Source organism: Geminocystis sp. NIES-3709 (assembly GCF_001548115.1).
Taxonomy (GTDB): domain Bacteria; phylum Cyanobacteriota; class Cyanobacteriia; order Cyanobacteriales; family Cyanobacteriaceae; genus Geminocystis.
In genome coordinates this window covers 1,532,726-1,556,136 of record NZ_AP014821.1, presented here as the reverse complement: position 1 = coordinate 1,556,136, position 23,411 = coordinate 1,532,726, and the positions used below count along the sequence as shown (strand labels likewise).

The 23,411-nt window shown below is 32.1% G+C and carries 19 protein-coding genes, 4 pseudogenes and 1 CRISPR repeat array (1 of these 24 cut by a window edge); of the genes and pseudogenes, 14 read left to right on the top strand and 9 right to left on the bottom strand.

The genetic code is table 11. The annotated features are described in order from the left end of the window. A CRISPR array of direct repeats spans window positions 1-75; the repeat unit is 36 nt; unit sequence CTTTCGATCGCACAGAGAAGTAAATTCATCTGCAAC; it reaches 257 nt to the left of the window's first position. Between the two features lie 336 nt (window positions 76-411). Beyond that, on the bottom strand, window positions 412-2,235 hold the full coding sequence (gene cas12k / locus GM3709_RS06615) for a type V CRISPR-associated protein Cas12k (protein ID WP_071828023.1): 1,824 nt from the start codon (window positions 2,233-2,235) through the stop codon (window positions 412-414). A 91-nt stretch (window positions 2,236-2,326) separates the two neighbouring features. Here cas12k and GM3709_RS06610 point away from each other — a divergent pair, with 91 nt between their 5' ends. The 5 genes and pseudogenes from GM3709_RS06610 to GM3709_RS21330 all read left to right on the top strand — a co-directional run. Beyond that, complete coding sequence (locus GM3709_RS06610) at window positions 2,327-2,800, top strand: MerR family transcriptional regulator (RefSeq protein ID WP_066117541.1); 474 nt, start codon at window positions 2,327-2,329, stop codon at window positions 2,798-2,800. Beyond that, on the top strand, window positions 2,797-5,169 hold the full coding sequence (locus GM3709_RS06605) for a DEAD/DEAH box helicase family protein (protein WP_066117538.1): 2,373 nt from the start codon (window positions 2,797-2,799) through the stop codon (window positions 5,167-5,169). The genes GM3709_RS06610 and GM3709_RS06605 overlap by 4 nt, the downstream gene beginning before the upstream one ends. Then, a complete protein-coding gene (locus tag GM3709_RS06600) occupies window positions 5,166-5,504 on the top strand; it encodes a restriction endonuclease subunit S (protein WP_066117535.1) in 339 nt (112 codons plus the stop codon). Before GM3709_RS06605 ends, GM3709_RS06600 begins: the two co-directional genes overlap by 4 nt. A gap of 82 nt (window positions 5,505-5,586) precedes the next feature. Continuing rightward, entirely contained in the window at window positions 5,587-5,826 is a 240-nt protein-coding gene (locus GM3709_RS06595) for a hypothetical protein (RefSeq protein WP_066116326.1), read from the top strand. Window positions 5,827-5,857: 31 nt separating this feature from the next. Then, window positions 5,858-6,329 (top strand): annotated as a pseudogene (locus GM3709_RS21330) (hypothetical protein); the annotation flags it as partial. Window positions 6,330-6,355: 26 nt separating this feature from the next. Here GM3709_RS21330 and GM3709_RS19630 read toward each other — a convergent pair. Next, window positions 6,356-7,203, bottom strand: a pseudogene (locus GM3709_RS19630) (IS630 family transposase). Between the two features lie 77 nt (window positions 7,204-7,280). Here GM3709_RS19630 and GM3709_RS19625 point away from each other — a divergent pair. The 3 genes and pseudogenes from GM3709_RS19625 to GM3709_RS06565 form a co-directional block, all read left to right on the top strand. After that, window positions 7,281-7,481: pseudogene (locus GM3709_RS19625) on the top strand (ISKra4 family transposase); the annotation flags it as partial. Between the two features lie 52 nt (window positions 7,482-7,533). Continuing rightward, entirely contained in the window at window positions 7,534-7,710 is a 177-nt protein-coding gene (locus tag GM3709_RS18995) for an ISAzo13-like element transposase-related protein (protein ID WP_071828007.1), read from the top strand. Beyond that, window positions 7,683-9,005 carry a DNA polymerase gene (locus GM3709_RS06565; protein WP_066117529.1) on the top strand — a complete coding sequence of 441 codons (1,323 nt, stop codon included), beginning with the start codon at window positions 7,683-7,685 and terminating at the stop codon, window positions 9,003-9,005. Before GM3709_RS18995 ends, GM3709_RS06565 begins: the two co-directional genes overlap by 28 nt. 59 nt (window positions 9,006-9,064) lie before the next feature. On the opposite strand, the gene GM3709_RS06560 is transcribed toward GM3709_RS06565, so the two are convergent. The 5 genes and pseudogenes from GM3709_RS06560 to GM3709_RS18990 form a co-directional block, all read right to left on the bottom strand. Further along, window positions 9,065-11,680, bottom strand: coding sequence for an Eco57I restriction-modification methylase domain-containing protein (locus GM3709_RS06560; protein WP_066117526.1), 2,616 nt, complete (start codon window positions 11,678-11,680; stop codon window positions 9,065-9,067). 226 nt (window positions 11,681-11,906) lie between these two features. After that, entirely contained in the window at window positions 11,907-12,746 is an 840-nt protein-coding gene (locus tag GM3709_RS06555; protein WP_082712913.1) for an IS5 family transposase, read from the bottom strand. 62 nt (window positions 12,747-12,808) lie between these two features. After that, a complete protein-coding gene (locus GM3709_RS06550) occupies window positions 12,809-13,159 on the bottom strand; it encodes a hypothetical protein (RefSeq protein WP_066117523.1) in 351 nt (116 codons plus the stop codon). Further along, the gene (locus tag GM3709_RS06545) at window positions 13,149-14,027 is read right to left on the bottom strand and encodes a hypothetical protein (RefSeq protein WP_066117517.1); all 879 of its coding nucleotides are present in this window, start codon (window positions 14,025-14,027) and stop codon (window positions 13,149-13,151) included. Before GM3709_RS06545 ends, GM3709_RS06550 begins: the two co-directional genes overlap by 11 nt. Window positions 14,028-14,201: 174 nt before the next feature. After that, a pseudogene (locus tag GM3709_RS18990) lies at window positions 14,202-15,360 on the bottom strand (IS630 family transposase). A 403-nt stretch (window positions 15,361-15,763) separates the two neighbouring features. Here GM3709_RS18990 and GM3709_RS06530 point away from each other — a divergent pair. From GM3709_RS06530 to GM3709_RS06520, 4 genes are all read left to right on the top strand, one after another. Next, a complete protein-coding gene (locus GM3709_RS06530) occupies window positions 15,764-16,552 on the top strand; it encodes a hypothetical protein (RefSeq protein WP_066117514.1) in 789 nt (262 codons plus the stop codon). Window positions 16,553-16,831: 279 nt separating this feature from the next. After that, window positions 16,832-17,005 (top strand): hypothetical protein, encoded by a 174-nt coding sequence (locus tag GM3709_RS20415; RefSeq protein ID WP_158506705.1) that lies wholly within the window; start codon window positions 16,832-16,834, stop codon window positions 17,003-17,005. Beyond that, complete coding sequence (locus GM3709_RS06525) at window positions 17,002-17,418, top strand: type II toxin-antitoxin system death-on-curing family toxin (protein ID WP_231937627.1); 417 nt, start codon at window positions 17,002-17,004, stop codon at window positions 17,416-17,418. The genes GM3709_RS20415 and GM3709_RS06525 overlap by 4 nt, the downstream gene beginning before the upstream one ends. 171 nt (window positions 17,419-17,589) lie before the next feature. Next, window positions 17,590-18,615 carry a tyrosine-type recombinase/integrase gene (locus GM3709_RS06520; protein WP_066117512.1) on the top strand — a complete coding sequence of 342 codons (1,026 nt, stop codon included), beginning with the start codon at window positions 17,590-17,592 and terminating at the stop codon, window positions 18,613-18,615. A gap of 40 nt (window positions 18,616-18,655) precedes the next feature. On the opposite strand, the gene GM3709_RS06515 is transcribed toward GM3709_RS06520, so the two are convergent. Further along, the gene (locus tag GM3709_RS06515) at window positions 18,656-19,213 is read right to left on the bottom strand and encodes a helix-turn-helix domain-containing protein (RefSeq protein WP_066117510.1); all 558 of its coding nucleotides are present in this window, start codon (window positions 19,211-19,213) and stop codon (window positions 18,656-18,658) included. Between the two features lie 188 nt (window positions 19,214-19,401). On the opposite strand from GM3709_RS06515, the gene GM3709_RS06510 reads away from it, so the two are divergent. Beyond that, complete coding sequence (locus tag GM3709_RS06510) at window positions 19,402-21,354, top strand: hypothetical protein (protein WP_066117507.1); 1,953 nt, start codon at window positions 19,402-19,404, stop codon at window positions 21,352-21,354. Here the strand turns inward: GM3709_RS06510 and GM3709_RS06505 are convergent. Beyond that, a complete protein-coding gene (locus tag GM3709_RS06505; protein ID WP_066115324.1) occupies window positions 21,334-22,599 on the bottom strand; it encodes an IS701 family transposase in 1,266 nt (421 codons plus the stop codon). The two genes, GM3709_RS06510 and GM3709_RS06505, sit on opposite strands and share 21 nt — an antisense overlap. Window positions 22,600-23,146: 547 nt before the next feature. Here GM3709_RS06505 and GM3709_RS06500 point away from each other — a divergent pair. Beyond that, window positions 23,147-23,341 carry a hypothetical protein gene (locus GM3709_RS06500; RefSeq protein ID WP_066117505.1) on the top strand — a complete coding sequence of 65 codons (195 nt, stop codon included), beginning with the start codon at window positions 23,147-23,149 and terminating at the stop codon, window positions 23,339-23,341. Window positions 23,342-23,411: the final 70 nt, after the last annotated feature.

The following is a 23,411-nucleotide window of genomic DNA, read 5'->3' as shown; positions in this document are numbered from 1 at the left end:
ACGGAGTAGTTACCCAAGCAGGTGCTTATTATAAACTAACTTTCGATCGCACAGAGAAGTAAATTCATCTGCAACCCCCCTTTTTGAAACCTTTGCTAAGACTAAATCCTAGAAGCAGTTTGCGAGGGATTATAAATGAGAACTATCTGAAGTGGATTCCTCCTTGGTCGGAGGTGGTTCAGTAGCCACCACTATAGTAAACCTATACCCCTATTACTGGGTGCGCACCTTATTCTTTATCGTGAGATAAACAGCATCAGGGTGGACAGCTACTAGGGTCAGAAAGCAAGTCCGAAGACAAACTAACCCACATTTCACACAGCACAGAGGTTCAAAGAACATAAACTGCGGTGCTATTATGTAATCAAATTGTCAAGGTACAAAAATGAGCAAATAGAACGGAAATAATATTCATTTACCCAAAACTAAATCCCTAGATTGCTCTTGAGGACTACCCCTTATAGGTTGTTTTCTCTCCTCTATGGATATAGAAAGTCTCTTGGCTTGATTTTGAAGACCATCGATGAAAAGACCATAACCCCATTGATGAACGCTCATACGATAGGTTTTAGCGTACTTCTTCTGAAGATCGACCGATAAGGGAATCTTTTTCTCAGCCTTAACCTTTATTTCACTCTCAACAATCTCTCGGATATGGTCTAATTTAGGAAGAACAATATTTCCTGCTTGATATTGAGTGGCTAAATCCATCACAGCACCAACCAATAAATCATTAAGATATTTTCCCTGATTAGAATCACCAAAAGAAACAGATGAAGATTGCCGTTGATTCACATGACGCTGATGGGCTTGACGTTGCTTTTGTACCTTATAACGGTTCAGCAACTTATAATTCTTGCCCAATAACTGTTTAGTACTACGATAAGCAATAACCTTCTGGGTTGCCATATCAACAATACTAACCGTCACAGGATGTTTTAAGCCTAAAGCCACCCCCACGATAATATTAGGATTTCCTTGATATTTTGCCCTGCTAGGGCGAAGGAAAGACTCATGTAAGTTCTTCTGACTGGTCTTTTTCCGTTTAAGGCACTGCTTTTGATTATCATTGAGAGAAGGTTTCTTCTCCATACTTTGGATAATATTAGTAACTTGAGTTAGTTTCTCCTCTCGAACCTCCTGTGTACCTTCAAGGGTTAATAAACGAGTATCAATAGCACAATGAAGGTGTAAAGTATTCTTATTCCATGATTTACCCTTACTCTCATTGGGTTTCCAGACTAACATAGCCGAACGTAATAGGAACAAACCGCTAGAATGCTTATTCTTACCACTCTTCTTGATAGTTTGATCCTGAAGAAACTGTTGGAAATAATGTAACTGTCTGTTATCGCAATAAACCTTAAAAGTTAATTTGCCTAGTCCATTAAAGCGAAGATTCAAACGCCCTTGCTCGTCAAGACTCCAGACAAGATTCTCATTAGTTTCATAACTGACTGGATAAGGCAAAGAATTACTATCTGTAAGGATATACTTCTGCCATAATTTAGCCTCATTTTCATCTTTGGGTACATTTTGAGAAGCAGTGATAAGAGTATTTAACCATTGTTGCTCACTTAAATTTCTTCCTTTCGGTAGTCTTGCTTCAATCTGTTTTTCTAGTTTTTCTATTTGTATCTGCGTCTTACGGTAAAGTTTCTCAAATTTATCCCTATGCTCAGGTTCAGTTGGTATCTTCTGGTTATGCTTGATTAAATAAGTGATAGCCGTCTTTCCTAAAATGTTACTGCTTTCACGATGGTGTTGAAATAAATACTTATGCTTTTCTTCTGTCTTTTTATTAGATATTTGGTTGAGAATTATCTGAGCTTGAGAGCGAATTTCAGTTAAGGTATGTCCGCTATTTTTGACTAAATCTTGGTCACTGTAAAGCATAGAAAAATAATAGCGTTTACCATTGAGTCTCAGCTTGAGCTTATGTTGTGACGCTAACCAAGAAGCAAAGATATAATTAACTTGATTAATAGCTGATTGATAAAAATTACTTGGTAATCCTGTGAAGGGTCGAATTTGTTTAAGAGTAGCACATAAATCCTTGACAATATTAGAGGGCATCTTTCCCTTATCCTGCCATTGAGACAAATCAGGATGCTCCCCCACTTGTCTTATCAATTCTGTCATCAGTGGGGTATATTGTTCCGCCATATATTGCCAGAGCCTTTGGCGGGTTTGTTCAGGGGCGATTAACTGGCAACAAATAGTTTTAATTGTCATAACTTTAAAATAACATATTGTTTTTCTAATTGTCAAGGTTTTGATAAAGTTGATTGAGAAAATATTGTCTTCAAGTTGTACAATAATGATTATGGATAAACAGTTTTTTACTAGCAAAGAAGCGGCAACCATTGCAGGATTAACTTATCGTCAGGTGGAATACTGGCGTAAGAAGGATATTATCGTGCCAACTGTTAACACTGAAGGTAGTGGTCACAATGTCTATTATTCTCTGTGTGAGTTATGGCAGTTAGCCTTAATGGGTTATCTGTTAGATATGGGATTGGACTTTCAAATTTGTTGTCAGATATTAAATGAATTTAAAGAGCGTCATGAAGAATTTATGAAAGATCCTCTGGATTTTTCCCCTCTCAAATATACTCTGTGTCCAGATCCCGAAAAGGGTTTTACTCTCAAACATCTTTCTCCCATTGAAATTACTCAGGCTTTATCAAGGGGTGAGAGTGTTCTTCTGTTATGGACGGAGAATGTTAATCAAAGGCTGATTGAAGGTTTATCCCTCGTTTTAACTCCTAAAAAAAAACCTTTGTTGACAAGGAAATGAATGAAGCAGAAACTAGAGCTAAGTTAATTGATCCGAGTTTACATCGAAGGGGATGGACGGAAAATCATATTCGTAGAGAGGAAACGGCAGGAAGTATCGTTATTATTGACGATCGACCCCGTAAATTGGGTAAGGGTAGAGTTGACTATATTTTAAGGTTAAGATTGTCCGATACCACTCAACCTCTAGCGGTGGCAATTATCGAAGCGAAGGCGGAATATGCACCGCCAAATCAGGGTTTAGAACAAGTAAAGCGTTATGGCAAGTTGTCTAATGTGCCTTTTGTTTATAGTTCCAATGGTCATTTATTTGTCGAATATGACGCATTTACGGGAAAAACCAGTAAACCTAAACCGTTGAGTCAGTTTCCTACTCCCCAAGATTTACAAGCTAGATATGAACAACACAAGGGTTTTAAGTTAAATGCAGAAATAGCGAAACCGTTATTAACTCCCTATCGTGGTGGGGAAGCGTCAAGACGATATTATCAAGATGCGGCAATTCGAGCGGTATTCGAGAAGATTGCTTCTTGTCATGAGAGTAATGAGGCTTTAAGGGCTTTATTAAGTTTAGCAACTGGAGCGGGTAAAACCTATATTGCAACTCAAATTCTATGTCGTATAGCAGATGCTGGACAGTTAAGACGGGCTTTATTTATTTGCGATCGAACGGAATTAAGGGATCAAGCTAGTGCGGCGTTAAAGGGTATTTTTGGGGACGATGTGGCGGTGGTGTCGGGTAAGAATCCTCAGAAAAATGCACGGATTTTAGTGGCTACTTATCAAACTTTAGATGTTGATACCGATGAAGGAACAGGTAATTTCTTAGTTAATCATTATCCCGAAAATTACTTCAGTCATATCATTATAGATGAGTGTCATAGATCGGCGTGGGGTAAATGGTCATTAGTGTTAACTCGTAATCCTGATGCGGTGCAAATCGGTTTAACTGCCACTCCCCGTAAGTTAGAGACTACCGAAGACACTCCCGAAGTGAGGGAAGATTTACAGATTACGGCGGATAATGTACGTTATTTTGGTGAGCCTGTTTATGAGTATGATATTGGTCAGGGTATTGAAGATGGTTATTTAGCGGTTTGTTCCATTCACCCTCGTAACATCAATTTAGATTATACGGGTATAACTATTGAGGAGATTTTGGCACGGAATCCTGTGGATAGTATTACAGGGCAACCCGTCACGGAGGAGGAGATTCGAGAGCGTTATGAGTGTACTAGCTATGAGCGTCGCATTGAGCTTCCTGATAGGGTTTTAGTGATGTGTCAAGATTTATTCTCGGCTTTAGTACAAAGGGGCAAACCAGAGCAAAAGACTGTTATTTTCTGTGTTAGTGATAAACACGCTGATGAGGTGGCTATTACTATGAATAATATTTATGTTGATTGGTGTGGTCAAAATAACCGTCAACTTTTGTCTGATTATGCTTTTAAATGTACGGCAAAAAATTCGGGTAATGATTATTTACCAGATTTAAAGGAGTCTTCGAGAAGTCATTTTATCGCTACTACCGTGGATTTGTTGACGACTGGGGTGGATGTGCCTCCGTTGGAAAATATTGTTTTTTTCCGCTATATGCGATCGCCCCTCACTTTTTATCAGATGATTGGTAGGGGTACAAGGTTACATCCTCCTTCGGGTAAGTTGATGTTTCGGGTTTATGACTATACCAATGCGACTCGTTTATTTGGGGAGGAGTTTTTGACGAGGTTATCTCCCCGTAAGGATGACAAGACAAGTGATCGAGTTAAGGAGAAGGGGGGGAGTTATAATGTGGAATCTCAAAAAATTATTACGGTGGAAGGTTTTGATGTACGCATTACCGCAGGGCAAAAGTCCATTTTAACGATGGTAAATGGTGAGACAATTCCTGTGAGTGTGGAGGAATACCGAGAAAGATTAGGGAAACGGTTAATTGAGGAGGTGTCCAATATTGCTCTATTTCGAGAGATTTGGATTAAGCCTAATAGTCGTAATCAGTTAATGAGTATTTTACCTGATGGGGGGCGATCGCCTCTAGTATTAAGAGCGGTGTCGGAGTTGGAAGACTATGATTTATTTGATATTTTAGGGGAATTGGGTTATGGTATTCAGTTACGCACCCGTAAACAACGGGCAGAAGCCTTTGAGTATAAGCAAGAAAAATGGTTAGAAATGATGCCAGAAGCCACAGTAGCGACAATAAAAGCCATTACGGCTCAATTTGCTCAAAATGGTACGGAAGAGCTAGAAAACCCTAAATTATTTCAGTTGCCAATGGTGAAAAAAGCAGGGGGAATTGGTGCTTTAAAAGAGTTTGGCGATCCTAAAGAGATATTATTAGAGACTAAAATGAGGTTATTTGCTGCATGAGTAAGGATAATAAGAAGTTACCTGATGGTTGGCAATGGGTTAAATTAGTTGATGTTTGTGAAATTAATCCTCGTCGCCCAAGTGATATAAAAAGAGAGGATAAAACCCCGACAACATTTGTGCCAATGTCGGCAGTAGATGAAAAACGAGGAATTATTGCAGATGCGGAAGTAAAACCTTATATCGAAGTTAAACGAGGTTATACATATTTTGAAGAAGGTGATGTCTTATTTGCCAAAATAACTCCTTGTATGGAAAATGGCAAAAATGCGATCGCAACTAATTTAATTGATGGTTTTGGACTTGGTACAACAGAATTTCATGTAATTAGGTGATTTCTGAAAAAGGATCTACCCAAAAAATCAAAATTTTGCGATAATCATAGCTGTACAATAAAGATAATTGGCGTTACGTTTAATGGATCAAGCTATTGAATTAACACAATCTCAGATTGAAGATATACGAATGGCTGCAAGTAAAATGTATGGTGCTTTTCGCCGCTCATTTCAAGCAGAAAGAATTTGGGGATGGGGGCGAGATAATGTTCAACTTGGTTTGGAAGAAGAACGTACTGGTATTATTTGTTGGGAGCAGGTCAAATTTGCCGAACAAAAAAACTACTTGACAAAAGAACTAAAATGGTTTTTGGTTAACTAAATTAATCTTAATTCTCTTATTTTCTTTAAAAATGATCCCTGAACAACAAGCACAACTGAATCTACATATTCGAGCTATTGCCAATATTCTTTATCAACAATCTGATGTTAATCAACTTCATAATTTGGCTACTATAGAAGAAACTATTCGAGAACAAACCCTTAAATATATTACTCCACAAATAGGATTTTTTTTATCCAAAACATCACAAACACCCAATCGGGAAGAACCCGAAACATCAGAAGTATAATTGGGGAATTACCCATTACTGAAAAACAAGCCATTAGATTAAATTTAAAAACAAATCAAAGAATTAGTCCTTACCTGGAGAAAAAAGAGAAATACTTGATTGGTATCATTTGATGGAAAACTTAAACAAAATGGGAGGAAGTAGGAAAAGATTAAAGGAAGCAGAAAATTTGCTTTGGTGTGGGAAAATAGATGAAACAATCACATTAATGTCACAGGTGAAGAAAAAAAAAGCAGAAAATTTCTGTAACTATAGTCATTAAAAATAAGAATGAGACACTTAACTGTCACAATAACTGCGGATTATTTCATCTAAACTAATATCTTCTTTACTATACATTCTTGCCCTTTTTAATGCACTAAAATCATGTTCAATATCATTAAAGTCAGGAGAATAAGTTGGCAAAAATATCACTTGATGCCCTGCATTTTTTACTAACTCTTTTATTTTATTTTTTCTATGAATTGGTGCATTATCCATGATCAGTATTGAAAATTCTTTCAGGGATGGTAATAAATATTTTACAAGCCACCCTTCAAAACTTTCTGCATTTAAACTTCCTCTGAAAATCATTGGTGCAATAAAGTCTCTTTCTTTTTTTCTTCTTCCTGCTACTAAACTTTCTCTTTTTCCTCGTTTTCCTTGCTTATTTCCATAAATTTTTTTCCCTTTTTTTGACCATCCATAAATACAACTACTTTTTTCTTCAAACCCAGATTCGTCAATAAATACAAGACTTTTGATGCCATGTTTTTTTACTAATTCTCTTATTGTTATTAAGTATTTTATTCTCTCTGTACTATTTCTCTCTCTATAGCGTAACTGTTTTTTTTTCTAGTAATCTTCATTCTTTTAAAAGCATAAGATATAGCGGGAACTGTTACTCCAAACTTGTTTGCTCTCTCAATTAATTTATCATCGGGATTTTCTATCACATCACGGTATAATGCTGACCAATTTAATTTGCGATGTCGATATTTCACGATAGTTGGTTTTAAGTTTTCTCTGGTTAACCAGCGATATATTGAAGCTCTTGATACCCCGAAAATTCTACTTGCTTTAGTTACACTACCTTTATTCTCTACATCGTCAATAACCTTTTCTCTCAATTCTAAATTATGATACATTATAGTATTAGTAAAATCTGAATATTTGTTGATTTTAATTCTATCACTAACTGTCTCAGTGTTATTTTAAATAACTATATTTGGAGACTCATAGAGAGCGGATTGTTAACTACGGTTATTATTAGGAAGAACAAATTTGTTCTATTGGTTCAGGAGCGGTAGAATCAACGGTAAAGCAAATAGATAGGCGACTCAAAATTTCAGGTGCACAATGGAACAAAGAAAACATCGCTCAAGTACTCAAACATAGATGTGCATATCTCAATAATTGTCTTTAAGCAGTCAATAGTACTTTTGTTTCGCATAACTGACTTTCTCCCTGTAGAAACTATGTTAGCTTGGGCAAAAACCATGACATGGAAAGGATTAAGACCAATTGTTAACTTCAGTGAGAAAGTATATGAAAAAGGAATCTCTTTAACAAAAAAAGAAATGAAAAACATTGAAATGCACTTGGAACGTAATCCAGACTTGCCAAAATGGGATATTCTTATCCGATCTTCTTAGCGGGTAATTTCTTTCTAAGAAATCACCTTAGACCAACTCAACTTATTGATGCTAAATACGTTCACAACTTTATTAGACAACCTAAAATATATCAATTAGCTAGTGAACATTTTACTGGTTCTGTAGGACAAAAAAGAGTACCGAAAGAATTTTTAATTAACCTCCCAATCCCTTTGCCGCCAATAGATGAACAAAAACGCATCGCATCGATATTGAATGAGCAAATGTCGGCAGTGGAAAAGGCAAGGAAAGCCACCGAAGCTCAATTAGAATCGGCTTTAGCTTTACCCTCTGCTTATCTGCGATCGTACTTCCACAGTGAGGAGGCTAAATCTTGGAAACAAGTTAAATTAGGTGATGTTTGTCAAGAAGATAAACAAATTATAGATTCAAACACATATCAATTATTATCTCTTACCTACATTGGTTTAGAACATATAGAAAGTCAAACAGGGCGAATACTAAAACAACCTTCAGAAAGCATAAAGAATGAAGGTATCAGCTCAACTTATGTTTTTAATTCATCTCATGTTTTATATAGTAAATTACGTCCTTATCTAAATAAAGTTGCAATACCTAATTTTGAAGGTAGATGTACAACAGAATTAATACCTTTTTTACCAAAAGATGGAGTTGATCGCACTTTTTTAGGATGGATTTTTAGAAGACAAGAGACTGTGGAAAGAGCAATGTTGGGTAAAACTGGTTCAAGAATGCCAAGAGCTAGTATTCTCAATAAACCATTAACTGAGGTAACTAAAGAGGATAGACAGATAGCTAAATCAGCTAACTTTGGGCTGATTTACGGCGCATCGGTTAACGGATTTAGAGGCTATGCTGAAAGTAATTACGGCATAAGTTTAAGTGAAAAAGAAGCTAAAACAATTATGGATAACTTCTTTAAATCCTATAGCGGTTTAGCTAATTGGCATAAAAAGACTAAATCAAGAATCTACAATGGGGGGATTAATGAGACTAGGACATTATCAGATAGAATCAGATATTTTGATAATGCCTCACCTCAGCAAATCCTCAATACTCCCATTCAAGGCACGGGGGCTGATATGGTTAAACTTGCCCTCGGTAAACTGGTATCAGCCCTTAAACCTTTTAATGGTAAAGCTCGGATATTGGCAACGGTACATGATGAGATTATCTTAGAGGCTCATGAGTCGATCTCTTCTCAAGTTGCCTCGGTATTAAGTGAGACTATGGTTAACTCTGGTAAGGAATTTCTTAACAGAGTACCGATTGAGGCTGAGGCTAGTATAGGGGATAATTGGAGTGATAAGTAAAAATAATAGTCTAAAATTAAGAGGTAATAATAAACTTTTGTTGATTTGGTTTTATCTATTTATTGATGTCCTTCTATTATCTTAATTTCTTCTTTTGTTAATCCATATAATTTATACACTAATTCATCTATTTCTTCTTTATTATTGGTTTTTGTTTGAGGTTTTTTCTTTTTTATTTCTAGTATTTCATCTACTAAATTTATTATTGTTTTTTGTTGCTCTAGTGGTACATAAGGTATAGGAATATTTTTTAAATAGTCTGGGTTTAAATCTATATTACCTACACCTCTTATGTTGTCAAGTAGATAATTACCTAATTTTGAATTTAAAATTCCTAAAATAAATTTTATATTAATTTGTGTAGAAAATTGTTCTAATTGTTGCCGAGAATAATTACTAAATTTTTTTACGTTATTATCAATACTTTTATTTTGAACACCTATTAAGTTGCACCACAAAACTGCTATTCTAATTGTCTGATCACAAAATAAATTATTATTATCATAAGTGGCTTTTATTTTTCCTATTTTATTAATTAATATTTTTTCATTTTGATATAATTCAGGAAAGGTTGGTCTTCTTATTAAGTTTGGAACTCTATTAGTATTCCATTCTAAAAAACGAATTAAATTAATTTGATAAGAGTCAATATTTTTTGCCTCAATATATTGTTTTTGATGAATTCCAGATTGCGTATCACTAATTAAATCTTTTTTTTTGAAAGCACCTTTAACTCTTTTTTCATCCGCATTTAATACCATTCCTACCGATATAAAACATACATCACCTAAATTTTTGAATTGTTTTTGAGAAAAATTAAAAGTTTTTCTTGTTTCTAACTCAATAACAGAATTCGTAGTTAAAATATTATATTTGTCAACATAAAAAGTTTTATTTATTTTATAGTCTTCAGGTAAAGAAACTTTTATTTTGTAATCACCTTTATATTCTTTTTTTCCAAAAACAATACAATTATTTACAGTAGCAGTTTCAAATACTTTAATGCTATGCAAATTAACAATTTCCAGTAATGTATTTTCTTTAATAATAAATTCTCTGGAAAGTTTAGCGTAATTTTGATTTAGGTAAGGATAAGGAATAATTAAAGAGCATAAACCTCTATTTTTTATTAACTGAAAACTTTCTTCAATAAAAGCAACATATAAATCCCATTTTTCCCAGAGAGTTTTATATCGATTACTTTGTAAAATTTTTTGTCTTAATTTCAATATTTCTTCTCCTGAATTTGCACTGATATAAGGGGGATTACCGATAATAAGATCAAAACCGATAAAATCACCCTTTTCATTCAATACTTCTGGAAACTCAAAACGCCATTCAAAAGCGTTACGATAAATAACATTATTTGTCTCATCTTCTATTTCTTTTTTTAATTGATTAATCTCGTTGTTTAAACTTTTTTCTGTGGTTTCACGGGCTTTTTTATCATCGTCTGATTCAGGCAATAAAGAAGTTTGATTTTGCAACTGATATAACTGACTTTCTTTTTCTCTCAATTTCTTTTCAAGGGGAGTATTACCTGTCATTAATGTGTTAAAGTTATCTTTAATTTGCTTAATTAACTTAACAATTTCTTCCTTTTCTTGACGATTTTGAGGATTATGATAAGTTTTAATCGCTTGTTGATAATCGGCAATGGTTAAATTAATTTTTTTCAAAGCTAAACTCAAATCTGAGTTTAAATCAAACCGACTAATTAAAGAATTACCACACTTAATATTAATATCAATATTTGGTAAGGTTTCTAACTCTTTGGTGTCACGATGATAATAAGCATTTTTTAACAACTCAATCCATAATCTTAACCGACAAATATTCACTGAATTAAGATTAATATCAACTCCAAATAAGCAATTTTCAATAATAGTTTTCTTCTCATAAAATAAAGTTTCTTGGATGCGTTGACTAGGGGCATAATTAGGTTTATAACTATATAAATCCCCATCCTCATCTTTAATAACTAATTCATCATTTTCTACTTCTATCGTATATTCTTTAATGCGTTTTCCTTCCCTATCTTGCAGAATATTTAACTTACTTTTTAAGGCAATAATTTCATTTAAACCAGACACTAAAAAATGACCTGAACCCACCGCAGGGTCACAAATTTTGATACTATTAATAATATTATTAGCTTCTTTTCTGACTTCTTGATCTTGATATTCAATTAATTCTTGTAAATTTTCAATATTAGTACCATTCCAGTTTTTTTCTTGATTAAATTTTTCAATAACTGCCCTTGTGATAGTTTCCCGACACATATACATAGTAATAAAACCGGGGGTAAAATATGAGCCGTCTTGATAACCGTTAATCTTCTCAAAAATTAACCCTAATACTGAGGCATTAATTAAATTCTTTCTTTCTGCTTGAATTTCCTCTTTACCTTCACTACTGAAATTATAAGCCGATAAAAAGTCAAATAAATAAGTTAAGGTGTTTAACTCTCCTGTTTTCCTTCTGCCTTGATTATCTTTTAAAACAGTTTTTGTAAATAACGGTAGTTGATAATCATTGTTTAAGTTAGCAATAAATAAAGTTTGATTTTCTAATTCTGTTATCTCAAATAAGGAACTATTCAGGTACGGAATATCATTAAATTTAGCTTTAATATCTGGGTTTCTTTCTTCATTTCTTTTCGCTAATATTCCCAAAAATAAAGTATCTAAGTCATTAGATCTCTTGCAAAATTATAATGAACATAAAAAGATGATAGGATAAGACAAAATATTAGCAATCGCCTTTAATTTAATTAAAGAAAATAAGTGCCTTTATACAGTTAATCATAATTCTTGCTTATATAATTCTCAACCTAGGAAAGTAAATACCCATTGGCGATAAAATACACAAATTAATTTACTGGATTCTTTAATATAGTTCTTAAATAATAGCTATGTCTTTTTTCACTATTTCATAGTTATAAATTCCCGCAATTAAGTTGAATCTTAACCCAAATCTTTTTCTTTTATTTCTATATTTTTCTGATAGTATTCTAAATATTTTAAGTTTTCTATTTACATGTTCAATTACGATTCTTTGTCGATTTAACTCTCTATTTTTTCTTTTTTCTTCTTGGGTTAACTTTCTTTTTTTTGTTTTCTTTTTTGGTATTTCGCTTAATTTATGAATTTTTTCTATACCTTGATAACCTTTGTCTACTAAACACTTTATTTTTTCACTTAATGGTAATCTACTGTTTTTAAAAATTTTAAAATCATGTTCTCTTCCTCGTCCATTTACATAACAAATTATTTCCAAGGTATCTTTATTAACTACTAATTGTGCTTTAAATGTATGTTCCTTCTTTTTGCCACTATAGTAAATTTTTTGTCTTTTTTTTGGTCTTTCGATTGCTATTTCAGTAACATCTATTAATACTGCCTTAATTTCATTCTCTTTTTTTATCAATTCTTTTTTACCACCTAGGGAAAAATAACCTGATTTGAGCAAGATTTTTTCAATTTTATGAACTGTTCTACAAACCGTTGATTCTGAGATATTCCAGTACTCTGATATGTGAAAATAAGTTCGATATTCTCTCAAATATTCCAAGGTTACTAAAATCTGCTCGGACACTGTTAATTTGCTTTTCCTTCCTCTTTTGTGATTGTTTTGTTCTTTTTTGACTATTTCTACTAAAAGATTATAGGTTTCTTTTTTTACTCCAAATCTCCTTTTAAACTTTTCTGGCTTTAATTTTTTTATTCTCTCAAGTTTCATAATTAAATCTTATACTTAAGGTATCCTCCATCGCCCAAAATTATAGATTATTCTGGTTAATCCTATCTCGTATTTAATTTTGCAAGAGGTCTATTAAAGTTAGCAATTTTTTCTTGCTGGAGAAAAGTATATTTTTTATCATTATTATTATAGTTAACTAATTGGGCTTCTAACAGTTTTAAAAATAAAATACGGTTAATCCAAGTAATTACTAATTCTAAGGCAACTCCGAATAATTGTTCTTCATACTTAGTACCAAATTTATCTAAATTAGTTAAATTACTTAATTTATTATAAAGTTCTAAATGATATATAGCAATTCTTATATTTATGAGGTACTCCAGAGCAGAGTCAAACCCATTGCTATTAAGAAATAGGTGTACCTTACTATTTAGATAAACGCTATATAACATTTTCAAGTAAAGAGCCTTCTTGTCTATTATTACTTGGTAAACGCTGAATTAATTTTTTATTATCTCCTACTTCTTCCAAACCAATTATGTATAATAACTCATTATAAAAATCTTTATCTAAACTATTACTATCATTAATAAAAGGTAACTTTAATAAATGCTTAGGTGATAAAAATTTATACAAAGGAATTAACGAGAGATCGCTTTCTATATCTTGATTATCTTGAAGTTTATTTTCAGATTCTTTCAGGTTAAAATAAGTACAATTATTTTTAAGTTCATCTTCCCATTGAGCAATATATTTACTAGCAATATTTTCATAAAAAAATGGTCTATTTTTGCTAGGTAATCGCCCTTCTTGAAAGTCTTTAAAATCTTTGATTAACGGCTTATTTTGACTAAATAATCTTTGAAATAAAGTGGCATCAAAAATAAACCAATTATAAATATCAGTGATAATTAAGTGTTTTAATTTAAAATTATTTTCCTCAACTGCGTCTTGTAAATAATAAAAAAGTAATTGCTGTAAAGATTTCACATTAAATTTATCAAGAGTTACCATTTCTGTGGAATCATCAGGTTTTTTAGTCTCAATAATTACCCCAACTGGACTATCCTGATCACCATTATGAATCACCAAATCATTTCTATTTTTGGTATTAAGATAAGAATTAAAATTATGAATAGCAAAAATCTGGTTGAAAAAATCTCGTAAATTATTTTTATGATGTTCTTCTAGTTCTTTAATTTTATTATCAGTTATGTTTAAAAGTGCAGTTAAATATTCTTTAAACTTATTAATATCTTCTTGTGCAATTGGTACTTTACGAAAAGCAGAATTTAACGCTTGTTTAATATTTTTAGTCATGATCTAATCAAGATTTATTTATAGGTTGCAGTTAGTCATACCAAATTAATATTTTTGCCGTGACTATTATATTTTCTGCAATTACTAATATTTTACTGAAATACCACCATTTACCTCAATTAGCAACAATTTTTAATTTTTATCCTGAAACACCGAGACTAAGCTAAGACGCATTTAACTTACATTAATTAATTCACCCTTATTCTTAAATTTTTTACTCCAATTAATTACTAAACCTCCTTCATTTAATAAGTAATTTACTGTTTTTTCTAGCTGTTCTTTATTTTCAAAGTTTCTATAAGCTATATATTCCTTTGCCGAATGCCACACTAATTCTATTAAGTTATAATCTGGACTATATACCGGTAAATATTCTAGTCTTATATTCGGTAGATTTTTTTCTATTTTTTCTACTATTTCCTTTTTTTTATGGAAACTTGCGTTGTCTAATATTATGATTATTTTCGGACCACATTCTTTAAAATCTTTTTCATCATTTCCCTTACTTACCCATTCATTTTTTATTTCTTCCCATAACTTTTTTAATTGTTCACAAAACGTTTCTGAATCACCTTTTTTTATTACAAAACATCTTCTTTTTTTATCCGAATATCTTATTCCTCCCATGATATTTACTCTTCCTCTTCTTCTTTCTCCCTTCACCTTTTTTCTTTTTCCTTTTTTCGTCCATGTTTTTCTTCTTATCACCCTTAAACTAAAACCACATTCATGAGGGGCTGTGTGGCGAATTTAGTTCGCCACTTTAAACGCCCCATCCCAAAACCATACTTGAACTAACTCAGGATTCTCTTTACCTATTTCTATGTAATGTTCTAATTTTTCTTTAAATGCTTTTCTTTGTTCTTGATTTTGTTTGTCTTCTAAACTATATTTTCCCCAAATATAACTATACTTTTTTCTTTTTAATATCCTCACTACTTGTGATTTGCTTAATTTAATTCCTGTTTCTTTTTCCAAATGTTCTGATAATCTTTGCCCCGTCCATCGACCAAAATCATATCCAAAATCTTCAGGATTTTTATCAACTACTTCTAATAATCTTTCAATATATTTATCCGTTGCTTTTGTTTGGTTTCCTTTTCTTCTTTTATCTTGCAATGAATCTACATTATTAGGATTACCATGAACTGCCCAGTAAGCCACCGTTTTGGGGGAACAACCCAAAAAAAACTGCTATTTCTTGATAATTTTTACCATCATTCTCTAATAAAAATATTAAAATTCTTTCCCTGACTTCCGATCTCTTTTCTATTTTTAAAGCATCTTGTAGATACTTTCTTTCTTCCTCTGACAAAAAATTTTTAGAAGGCATAAATCACACCTAAGTTTTATCTTTTCTGACTTAAATTATATACCAAATCAATGCGTCTTATCTTATTACCTCTTAATCAATCTTGGTTTAGAATCAGTAAAAAAAGAAGATTTTAGGATTGAGGCGATCGCATCTAAGGATAGTTTAAAAGAGGCTCTGGGCAGTATAGGCAACTCATGGGCTGATAAATAATCCTTGACTTATAGGTAGGGGTATTTAATCGGTATTTATCCCCTCACAATTTTTTTTAAAATAACCATTAACTATATATCAGTATCAAATCTCTAAATTATGCAATCCCTGAAAATATTTTGAAGATTTATTTATATTCTGATATTGCTGATAGTATCAGATATTAGGTATAATAAATAAAGTAAATGATATATCAGATAGAGAAGGTTTTATGGGAAAATTTAAAGATGAAAATGTAATGAGAGTCGATGTGAGGATACCCTTAGAATTTTACTCCGAGATAGAAAATATAGCGATCGCCACGAATCAGCCCCCTACTCCGAAAAGTAAAAATACCGATAACCCTAAACCGATCGTAACTCCAATAATTCTCAAGTTAATGGAATTAGGATTAGGAGTAATAGAGAATGAAGGTATTGAGGTATTAGGAGAGAATAATATAAAACCCTTACCTAATACCCATATATCAGACAAGATTGAGGATAAACTTTTTAAGAGACTTGAGGCACGATTAGAGCAATTATTAGAGGCAAGGTTAAGGGCTGATACAGAGGAGATTAAAGAGGATAGCGATAACTCCGAATCAATTACTGAGGATATTAAAAAGGATAACTCCGAGATTAAAAATAGTCTAGTTAACGAGACAATTACCCCAGAAATAATGATTGAGAATGAGGTTATTGAGAGGGTATCCAGTGGCAATGAAAATAATGAATATGTTAAAAACCTTAATGCCATTGAAGTTATCCCAGAGGTAGTAATTGAGGATAAAGAAGTATCAGCCCTAAATAACGATGACATTCGAGAGAATGAGTTTGAAAACGGATTATTTAGTAAGGGATTAGGCAATCGATTAGGCTATAAAGGACATTCTGAGGTATCCAAAAAATTTAAGGATTTAAGTAAAGAAGATTTTATCCAGTGGACAAAAGAAAAGGATAAAAACGGGATCGGCTGGTATCGCAACGAAACCGATAATAAATATTATCCTCAAAAATAAATTTTAATCTAATCTCCAAAGTCTATGTAAATAAACTATTACAGCCCATCAAGTGAGAGGGTTTTTTATTTTCTTTTGATAATCAGATATTATATCAGTTAAATTATCTGATATAAAGTTAAACGATAAAATTAGGCGCGCGGTTTTGAGGATATTAAATTAAAAAGGGAGTTAAATTAACACATAAAAAATATAGCGGTAAAAATTATCAGCCGTTATAACTGAATATATCCGATAAAAATAAATAGGTATATAACCTATAAAACTACTGAGGTTATTATGTACACCCCTAAAAATAAAGAAATTAAATGTACTTTATACGATAAATCAGGAAAAATAAAAAACTCTATGAGTAATAAGAATGAGGATAATCAAGTAGATAAAGAAGCTCTCGAAATATTTGAAAGAGTATATAAAAAATACGAATATGTTTTTCAAGAATTAGCTAAGTGATTAATACCTCAGAACCAAAATGGTTAAATAAAAGCACTATAGTTGAGATACATCGTAGTTTAATAAGTAAAAGTGGTGGTACTGGTGGCATTTTGAATAACAATGCTCTGGAATCTACTCTAAATAAAGCCAAAAACAGTTATTACTATGAAAATAATAACTTTATACCACAATTAGCTTGTATTTATGCCTACGGATTTATCAAAAATCATTGTTTTATCGATGGTAATAAGAGAATTGCTTTAGCAGTAATGACAGTATTTTTGGAACAAAACGGGGTTATTTTTAATGGGGATTTAGAAGATACCCTAAAAGTGTTTCTAAAATTAGCTGAAAGTTTAGAGAACCAAGAAAAGAGTGTAAATGAACTCACACAATGGCTAGTTAAAAACATCAATAATCTGACTAAGTAACTTGAAATACAGTTACTTTTTAAAATCATTCCAGATTCCGAGAATAAATCTTTTCATACTCTATTGACTTTTCTAAAGTCTTTAGGTATAATATCTGATATATCAGTTTATATCTGGTTAATAAAAAACTACCTCGGATAAAGGTAGCTAATAACATACTTAATTACTATTATGACAACTTTAACCTTTAATCGCAGTCGCAGTGATTTGGGGATTTTACCTATATCCACTATTACCCCATTGAATCAGCCCGTATCGGATGTTTACTCTGGTTTAATTGCTTCTGTCCATAAAAAAACTACCCAAAGAACCTATAAGCAAGGGATTAAGCATTTTTGCCATTATCTCCTCACTGGGGAGGTAGTAAAGGGAATTAAAGTTAATCTTTCAGAGTATCAGATTAAAACTGTTATATCAGATTATTTAAAGTTAGAGGCTTTTACTGCTAATGCTTACCTCGGTACTTATCGCAATGCACTTCTTGAGGCTGATTTAAAACCTAACTCTATCAATGTCAAGATTGCCTCGGTTAAAGCGCTCGTTAAATATGCCTTCGATTATGAGCAATGTAATTTCGTTTTGGATAAGGTTAAATCTTTGTTACCAGAGGTTTATCGTGATACCAAAGGTACATCTCCAGAAAATATTAAGTCTATGCTTTCATTTCCTAACCTTGCCACTATCAAAGGTAAACGAGATTATGCCATATTCCGATTACTCTGGGATTGTGCATTAAGACGAGGTGAGGTTAATAGTTTAAATATTGAGGATTTTGATGAGTTAGAAGGCACTCTGAGAATTAAAGGTAAAGGTAAATTGAGCAAAGAGGTTATTTATTTATCCTCGGAGTCAGTAACTGCTATTAAAAATTGGCTTTCAGTTCGGTATCAGCCATTACCTCAATCCCCTCTCTTTATCTCTTTAGATAATGCTACTAATGGACATCGGTTAAGTACTAAAACCATTTATAACCTAGTTAAAAAGTATTCTGGAGAGGTAATTAATGGCAAGGTTTTATCCCCCCACCAAGTCAGACATAGTTCTATTACAGCCGTTTTAGATGCTACTGGGGGTAATGTGAGACTTGCTCAAAAGCATAGCAGACATAAAAATTTCGATGTTTTGATGCGATATGACGATAACCGAGTATCTCTCCAAAAAGAGGCTGTCAACATCCTTGCTAATATGGTTAGCTAAATTTTCAGGAGTAAAATTAAGGAATAAAACATAAAAAAACCTAAAGTTTTTCTTCATTCCTTTTCATAAACCCTAAGCAAAGTTCGATCGATCTTAGATAATCCTTACCGTCAAACTTACTAGGATTATCCAAAATATACTCCAGTCGATCAAGCGCCTTGCTTACCAAGTTATTTAGCTTAGTATCAGCCTCGATAAATAATTGCTTTTGCCATAACTTCAATGTTTTAGTGAAAATATCTAACTGTAACCATCGATAAATAGTTGACCTTTCTATGTTGCATTCAGTGGCAATCTGATTAATATTTACCCCAGATACCATTAAGGTTAATGCTTTTTGCTGATTTGGAGAGAGCCGATCCATATTTTCCCATAACTCCTCTTTCTTTTGATACCGGCTGATCTTTTTTAACTTCTCATTTCTATCTATTACAGCCTTATACTCTTTATATTTCTCATCTTCTATTAAGTAACCCTGTCGATCGTACTTAACCTTATACTCTGGTAACAAACTAAAATCTAACCTACCCTCTGGGGTAAAGTCATCATCGCTGTAACTAAACTCTATCTTTTTATCATCATCATCAAAATTAAACATCTTATTACTTATCTGATATAAAATAGTATATATCAGATATTATACATTATTTACAACTAAAATAAAAATATTTCCTATAATGTAAGATGTAACCTTAAAAAAATGTTTGGAGAAGGGGAGGCAAGTAAAGATAGTTTAATTTAGCTGATTTACCTTCTTTAAATTGCACTCAAAACCTAATTAAAATTATGGCACAAAAAACCCAAAAAGTTGACAAGGCACTTGAGGCACAATGGGCAAAACTAAAAAAAGAGGATACCGAACCCTCCCCAGAGGTTACCCAAAGCCCTAAAAACTTCTATAACGAGGCTTTTGGAATCTTTGAGAAGATAGATGAATTTGGTAATAAATCTACTGATATATACATAGAACACGATTTTTCAGACAAAGAATTACTTGATTTGGAATCGGATAATCCTAAATTAGATGCACTTTCAATAGTTTTAAATTTTTTCTTATCGGAAAAAAATGATCATCCAGCCGATCCAGAAAACCTACTTAGTTCGATCGAGGACTGTCTTAAATTACTAACTTCTTTTCAAGTACTGGGGGAGTTATTAATTCCAGAATTTTATCAAAGTAGTATTGAATTTTGTAGTAAATTTAAAAGTAATGGTGAAGGTAATAAAACAAAGTTAGATTTACAATTTAACTTATGTAAAATATATACTCTGAATGCTATAAAAAGGGGGATAGAAAAAGTAAATGTAACGGCTGTCAATGAGGGAATGAGTTATGAAAAATATGAATTAGTTTTAAATTCTTTAGCTCCTATTAATTATTTAATTCAGCCTATACCTCTCGATAATTTAAACTCTATTTTAGAGGGAATTAAAAGAGTTTTCCCTGAGTTTATAATCCCTAAATTTAAAAGTAAAAAGAGAGTTAAACCTAGTAATAAAGCATTTAAAGAAAAGCATATTGAGCCTACTCCAAATCATTCTACTTGCATCGATATTCTTACTTTGTTAATAAAATCTTTTCAGTTTACAGATAACTCAAATATCTCTGAATTTAACCGAGTTAATCATAGTAATAAAAAGAATAAATTTGATGCTTATACTGAGTTAGCAATCCCTAAACCAGAAAATATTGAAATAGGAGATAAAACATTTTACATCATAAAAGGATTTGACTGGAAAGACATAAAAATTTTAAGATTAATCTTTACTGAGGCATTAAAACATAATGGAAAATTTGATATTAGTTTTAGATATGTTTTAGAGATTATAGGAGAGTTAAAAAATGGGGGAAATACCTTAAAAGAAAAGTTTGAAGATTTAAAAAAAAGATTTATAAAATATAGATCAACTTTAATTAAATGGAAATATATTTTAGGGAAAAAAATACTAGGGGATCATATTAGTGGAGAGGATATTTTCTTATTAAATTTTGAGAAATTTTACGATGTTTCTAGGGGAAATACTTTGTATGATATTGGAGTAGCTAATGTTAATTTAGGAGATTATTTTGAAATTAATCGCAGTTTAATTAAGCAATTTACCAGAATACCTAAAGAATTATTGTTAATAAACACCTCTCACCATTGGCTGTCATTTGCTATTGCTGAAAAAATTTGCGTCTTACTGCGAACTCAAAAAGAGCATATTTTAAAATCGAGATCAGCCTATGGAGTGCCTGTTAAATTGAAAGTTAAATCTTTACTAGATGACGTTCTTACTCCAGAGGAGTTAAAAGGTGCTTTAGATGACAGTAGAAAAGGGCATAAGTTAAAAAATAAAATCCTAGGAGAAATTAAATATTTAGAACTTAATTTGAAATGGCAATTTAACTGGATCGGACTGACTGACAATATCAGTTTTAACGATTTCTACAATAATGTTTCGTTTGAGACAATCACTGACTCCGAGTTAGAATGTGCGATTTTAGGAGAAAAATTGATAACTGAGGTTGTTACCCCTAAAGTTAAATCTAATGTAACTATTAACGATCTCATTAAAGCTCTTGAGACTCATGCGCATACTCGAAAGGTTAGTATTCGTAAACTAACTACCCTCACCTTAAATAAAAAACATCCTTGGTTACAAAAAAGATTAGATCCAAAAAACGATTTATTCGGCAAATTAACTCAAAAAGAAATAGCGGTACTTAGACAAAAATTATGCCCAAATAAACCCTAAACTAGCTTTATATAAACTAAATACTTCCACATTGTCTTTTAACCATTGAAAAAAGCGAAAAGACACAGCATTACGAAACGCTTCCAATGCCTCAGCAAAAGTATTTAACGGTTTATTCCCCCATTGTCTTCTTAAACCTCCTGTCAAACGATGCCATTGAATAAAAGTGTAGGCACAAAATACCAAGATAAAATGTCTCATTAAACTTCTTTTATTTCTCACTTGGTATTGTGATAACCCTAACCATCCCTTGATTTCACGGTAAAATACTTCTATCCAATTTCTTTGTGTATAAGTTTCTACTATCCAATTTCCACACACTTTTTCTCCTATTTCATTAGTCATTAAATAATCAATATCTGTGGAATTTTCAAAAGTATCTGCATTCATGACGATAGCTACAGTTTTTATTCCCGACAAAGCTGATAATTCAATATTTATCGTTGCTACCCAAAGAGTTTTTTCTCGATTTTTTCCTATTCTTATTTTTTCAAAACTATCTTGGGGTAATGATTTTGCTATTTCAGCTATGGTTTTTTCAGACTCGATAAAATCTTGTTTTACCAATTTTACTAATCTATTTTTAGCAATAATTCCTATATATTTTAAATTCTTTTTTTCTAGTTTGCCTAATAAATTAGTATTGTTTCCATAACCACCATCCATTAAAATTATTTGGGGACAATAATTTCGATTTAAACATTTTTCAATTAAATTAAAGGCAATGTCTGGTTTTTTCTGAAATTGTGGAGCGTCTTTTCCTTCAGGGAAATTTTCGGCTTTTTCATATAATTCAACGTCTAAAGGAAAACTTCTCACACCATCATAAATGTGAGTAGTGACTATAACATTACCATTATCAGTTTTGCCAATTTCACCAATATATTGTCTTCCCACACAGTCAGTAAAGTTTCCACTTTTACGATGACCTGAATCGTCTATAATTAAGGAGAAACATCGACTAATTTTTGTTTGACGACAGGATGCAATAATTTCTAATCTTTTATCATTTACCTCATCATAATTCCAAGTGGACTCTGTTAAGAAATGGTGTAATTTATGATAAGTAATATCAAGATTATTATGGGCAATTTGAGTTATATTTTTTCTTTGAGAATCTCCTAATAAACCGCCCAAATAATTTCTAAACTCTCGTTTTTGTGCCTTTGTTTTTAAGACTGGGTCTATTTTTTCACACCAGCGATTGAAACATGGGGGCATTGATGAAGAAGTAATTTCTTTCATTTTGACCTAAAAGCAATATGATGTAAAAATTATAGCTTAATTGTTGTTATTGTTTTGTCTAAGTTCCGATAGAAGACTGTTTAAACGAAATCGAAAGACTTACAAAAAAAGATTAAGGTTTAAATTTATATCGTCAGTGGTTCTATGTTACGAACCATTAAATTAACCTAGTAAAAATAGGTTACAGACCTTACTATGTATAGGTTATAAGGTGGTTCTCAAAATGACGCAAACTGGTGATGAAATGACGCAAACTGGTGATGAGACATTTTTGTAAGCCTTACTGTATAAAGGTTTCAGCCTTAATGGTTCTCGCAAAGTATTTAAAAGTATTAACTGGGTGGCAAATCTCCTAAAGTCGATTTGCCACAATCAGAAATAAGAAAGAGTAACAGCCCGTACTTAAAAGTTAAAGGAAAATTGCAAATATTTAATTTCACTTTAAAGGGCTGATTATTCCAAAAAAGCAAAAAAAAGCGCGCCTCCGATTTTTTCCGAGCCGTGCAAGTAATAAGTATCCAGTAAACCAAAGTAATAGGTAATAAGTATGCAACTCAACTTTATTGAGGATTTAATGCCTCAAAACTCATTTAATGAGCAATCCCCCCAAAAAGAAATTAAAACCGATTTAAGACGTGTTTTTAATGGGGGGTATTGGATCGAGATTGATGAGGAGATCGAACCGAGTCATTTATCTTTGGATATTTGGAGTTATTGCGATAATCCCAAAGATTTGGAGTAAGGAAAACAAGATCGCCTCTGGAATCAGGCAAGAAGGCGATCGCACAAACTTGAAATTAAATTAGATATTA